Raw genomic sequence first — 4,195 nt, 5'->3', positions numbered from 1 at the left:
GGCTGCAGGACGAGTTCATCGGGGAGGTCGTTGACCTGATCCTCGGGGTTGACGACGGCTACGAGGGGTAGCGCGAGGGCAGTGAAGAACTTGCCCATCGCGGCAATCAGAAATTCCTGTTGCAGCTCAATCATCTCTTCTTCCAGACGGTCATCGTCCCGCATGTGATCCTCGATGTCGAGGTAGAAAACGCGGGGCCAGTCGGGAAATTCGTCCTGAGCCTCCTTGAGCAGTGCAAAAATGTCCTGCGCCGCGGTCTCAAAGTCGTCCTCCTCCTCAACGATGTGGTAGAGAGAGACCGTGTTGTCGAAGTTCATGTGGATGCCGGGTGCGTCCGGCTTGTTGTACTCCGGCACAAAGTCCGGGCGATCCGACGGCTCACTCATGTACACCAGGAGACAAATTGTGGGAGAGATGCGCCGACGGGTTTGAATGCCCGTCCGGAGCGAGAGGTTCGGCGGTCGTTCAGCCCGAGCCGTTGCCAAACAGATCCCCGAGGTGCCCCAGCGCGCTAAGGGGGAGCGACTGCGGCCCGTCGCTGAGGGCGTCCTCGGGACAGGGATGGGCCTCGACCATCACCCCGTCGGCGTCGGCGGCCACGGCCGCCCGCACCAAGGGCGGCACCCATCGACGCGTGCCACAGGCGTGCGACGGATCTACGACGACCGGCAGGTGAGTACGCTCCTGCGCGACGGGCACCGAGGAGAGATCGAGCGTGTAGCGGGTGGCCGACGTGAAGGTCTGGATGCCTCGCTCACAGAGAAAGACGTTGGGGTTTCCGTGGGCCACGATGTACTCGGCCGCGGCCAGCCACTCGTCGATGGAGGCCATCATGCCCCGCTTGAGCATCACCGGTGGGTCCGCCGCCCCCACCGCCTTGAGGAGCGGGAAGTTTTGCATGTTGCGCGCCCCAATCTGGAGCACATCGGCCCGGGCGGCCACCGCCGCCACGTCGCCGGGCGCGAGCACCTCGGTGATGACGGGAATGTCGAACCGCCGCCCCGCCTCGGCGAGCAGGGTGAGCCCCTCCTCCCCCCGGCCCTGGAACGAGTACGGGGAGGTGCGCGGCTTGAAGCAGCCGCCCCGCAGCAGGTGCCCGCCGGCCGCCGCCACCGCCTCGGCTGAGCGCAGAATCTGGTCGCGCGACTCGACCGAGCAGGGCCCTGCAATCAAGATTGGCGAGCCGTCCCCAATGGCCACGTCGCCGACGTGGACGACAGTGTCCTCAGGCTGGTGGTCGCGGGACACGCGATGGTAGGCCCGGTCGGTGGGGACGTCGTCCGGCGGCGTCGCGGCCTCCGCCGTGGACGCGGGCGTAGGCGGATCAGGGGACGAGGCGGTGCCGTTGCGGGACACCGCGTCGGGCTGTGTCGAAGCCGGACGACGGGCCTCCGTCGACGGTTCGTCGGCGGACTCCTCGGACGAGCTGTCTCGCCGCTGACGCTGGCGCTGCACGGAATGCTCCAGGATCTCGTCGAAGAGGGCCTCCGCAAGATCGGGGGGGAGCCCTGCTTCTTCGGCCGCGTCGCGAACGTGGCCAATCAGTTCGGCCTCGCGGTCCGGGTCCCGGATCGCTCGTCCGGTGTCGGCCTTCACGTCGCAGAGCTCGTCGACGACGGCCTGCCGCTCGGCGAGCAGTTCGATGACGCGCTGATTGATCTCGTCAATTCGGGTGCGGGCCTCCTGCAGGGAGGAGAGGGTCGAGGTGGACATGGGATGGTCTTCAGGGTCGGGTTGGTGTGGGAAAATCGAAGTTCCCACCGGACAATCCGGCCGCCGACCCGCAAATGACAAAACCCCGCCGGGGCCGAGGCCGTCGGCCGGCGGGTTACAGAAGCGATCAGAACGTACGCGCCTTACGCACCGCCAGCCGTTGGGAGAAACACATAAAAATAGAGATATGCGTAGCCCAGGGCAAAGCGGGCAAAAGCACACAGGCCCCCGGTTGCGCCGACGTGAGCGTCGAACGCGGATAGCAGGGCGGACGTGGGGGTGCGCGTATTCATGACTGTTGTACGGTAGGGGACGCGGGCAGGGATGTCAATGCCGTCGGGGGTCTCCATCAAACAATCACATTCGTCGTTCCGGACGGTCGTCGCTACACGTCCAGTACAGTACGGTCCGCGTAGTACTCCGTCACCCAGTCGGCGAACTTTCGGAGTCCCTCCTCGATCGGGATCTGCGGCGCGTAGCCCAGAAGCTCGCCGGCCTTCGAGATGTCCGCGTACGTCCGTTGCGCATCGCCCGGCTGACGGGGCAGCTGCTCAATTTCGGGCGTGATGTCGAGCGCGTCGGCAATGCCTGAGATCAGGTCGCGGAGTTGCGTTGGGTCCGATCCGCCGAGGTTAATGATCTCGTACTCGGGGCGACGCTGGTCCTGGGCGCGACGCAGGCTGTGCAGGACTCCGTCGACGATGTCGTCGACGTAGGTGTAGTCGCGGCTCGACGTGCCGTCCCCGTACATCGTGATGGGCTGGCCGGTGAGGAGTTGGCGGGCGAACTTGTGAATGGCCAGGTCGGGGCGTTGGCGCGGGCCGTAGACAGTAAAGAACCGGAGGCAGTGGACGGTGAGGTCGTGGAGGTGGTGAAACGTGTACGCCAGAAGTTCCCCGGACCGCTTCGTGGCGGCATAGGGGGAGATGGGACGGCGTACCGGATCGTCTTCGGCGAAGGGAACCTTCTCGTTGTTGCCGTAGATGGACGAGGAGGAGCCGTAGATAAACGTGTCGATGTCGTGCTCCCGGGCTACCTCGAGCATCGACTGGGTGCCCCCCACGTTCGTTTGCTCGTACGCCATGGGCGCCTCAATGGAGGGGCGGACCCCGGCCTTCGCCGCCAGGTGGATGATCGCGTCGACACTTTTTCCGTGCAGGGCCTGAAGGAGGGTGTCGGTGTTGCAGACGTCCGTCTCGATCAGCGTGAACGTCTTGGCCGGGAAGTCGTCGATCCCCTCCTCTTTGATGGCGCGCGGGTAGAAGGGATCGAAGTTGTCGATGGCCGTAACGCGGTGGCCCTCGTCCAGCAGACGGCGACAGAGGTGCCCGCCGATGAAGCCGGCCCCCCCAGTGACGCAGATGTGCATGGGTCAGGGAACGTGTCGTGATCAGCCGATGACGGGGAAGAGACCGCAAAATCTATGCATTGTCCGGGAGGCGCGCGTCATATTCGTGGCGGAGATGCCACGCGACGGTCTTCTGGAGGGCCTCCTCGTTCGAAACGGGCTGCTCGAACCCCTCCCCCCGGATCTTGGACGCGTCGAAATTTGTGGATCGATTGAATTTTTCGATGCGGGCAGCGGTGATCGGAAAATCGATGCCCATGAGGCGGGCGGCCACGTCGGACACTCGGGCAACGGGCCGCGCGAGCCCCAGTGGAACGTGCCAGGACGGGGGCGTCCTCCCCAGGAACCTATAAATGCGCGCAACCAGTTTTTCGGTGGTGAGCACGGGCGCGTCCACGTAGATGTAGGTCTGAAGCCCGCGTTCCATTCGCTTCATCAGAAAAAAGGTTGCCGCCAGCAGATTTTCCATGTACGAGGTGGACTTGAGGGCCTGTCCCGACCCGACCATCACAAACCGCCGGTTGTAGATCGCGTCGATTAGCCGATAGATGTTCGTGTCCGGCGGGTTCCCCGGCCCGTAGACGGCGGAGGGACGAATGATGAGCACACGCACCTTGGGATTGTCCGCGGCCAGCTGACGGAAGAGCTGTTCGGCCTCGGCCTTGGAAGCGCCGTAGGGTTCGGTGGGGTTGAATCCTGCGTCCTCCCGTAATGGATCGCGGCTCGGGCCCATGACCGAGACCGTGCTGTAGAACACCCAGTCCGTCACCCCCTCCTTTCGGCCCGCCTCAATGAGGGTCCGGGTCGCGTCGAGGTTGTCGTGGTAGTATTCCTCTTCCGAGAGCCCCCAGTCGGCCCGGGCGGCGGCTAAGTGCAGGATCCGATCGGTTCCCGCCACGGCCTTCCGGGCAACCTGTGGGTCGCACAGGTCGCCCTGCACGAAGGAGTCAATCCCCTCCGGCACCTCCCGCCGCCGATCCACACCGACGAGGGGGTCCTCCTGATTTCTGAGGGCCTGGACCAGATGCCCCGCGATGTACCCACTTGCACCCGTAAGGAGTAAGGTTTTGCCCATTGGACTCTCAGCAACCAGAAGAGCGAAGCATCGAACGGCCTGGGGGACGCCTCAGCGGT

At 64.8% G+C, this 4,195-nt stretch carries 5 protein-coding genes; all 5 read right to left on the bottom strand.

The features are described 5' to 3' along the window. Window positions 1–386 (bottom strand): hypothetical protein (locus ABEL04_RS00550; protein ID WP_375800420.1); only part of this gene is annotated, 386 nt, incomplete at its 3' end. A gap of 79 nt (window positions 387–465) precedes the next feature. Continuing rightward, window positions 466–1,713 (bottom strand): bifunctional 3-deoxy-7-phosphoheptulonate synthase/chorismate mutase, encoded by a 1,248-nt coding sequence (locus ABEL04_RS00545; RefSeq protein WP_375800419.1) that lies wholly within the window; start codon window positions 1,711–1,713, stop codon window positions 466–468. 143 nt (window positions 1,714–1,856) lie between these two features. Further along, window positions 1,857–2,063: a hypothetical protein gene (locus ABEL04_RS00540; RefSeq protein ID WP_375800418.1), complete on the bottom strand. Its 207-nt coding sequence runs from the start codon at window positions 2,061–2,063 to the stop codon at window positions 1,857–1,859. Between the two features lie 35 nt (window positions 2,064–2,098). Beyond that, window positions 2,099–3,082, bottom strand: coding sequence for an NAD-dependent epimerase/dehydratase family protein (locus ABEL04_RS00535; RefSeq protein WP_375800417.1), 984 nt, complete (start codon window positions 3,080–3,082; stop codon window positions 2,099–2,101). Window positions 3,083–3,134: 52 nt separating this feature from the next. Further along, the gene (locus tag ABEL04_RS00530) at window positions 3,135–4,136 is read right to left on the bottom strand and encodes an NAD-dependent epimerase/dehydratase family protein (protein WP_375800416.1); all 1,002 of its coding nucleotides are present in this window, start codon (window positions 4,134–4,136) and stop codon (window positions 3,135–3,137) included. Between the last annotated feature and the right edge of the window lie 59 nt (window positions 4,137–4,195).

The organism is Salinibacter sp., from assembly GCF_042218895.1.
GTDB lineage: Bacteria > Bacteroidota > Rhodothermia > Rhodothermales > Salinibacteraceae > Salinibacter.
This window is presented reverse-complemented; position numbering and strand designations above follow the sequence as displayed.

Coding starts and splice junctions, on each gene's coding strand:
- ABEL04_RS00545 (WP_375800419.1), bottom strand. CDS start 1,713: ATGTCCACCTCGACCCTCTCCTCCCTGCAGGAGGCCCGCACCCGAATT.
- ABEL04_RS00540 (WP_375800418.1), bottom strand. CDS start 2,063: ATGGAGACCCCCGACGGCATTGACATCCCTGCCCGCGTCCCCTACCGT.
- ABEL04_RS00535 (WP_375800417.1), bottom strand. CDS start 3,082: ATGCACATCTGCGTCACTGGGGGGGCCGGCTTCATCGGCGGGCACCTC.
- ABEL04_RS00530 (WP_375800416.1), bottom strand. CDS start 4,136: ATGGGCAAAACCTTACTCCTTACGGGTGCAAGTGGGTACATCGCGGGG.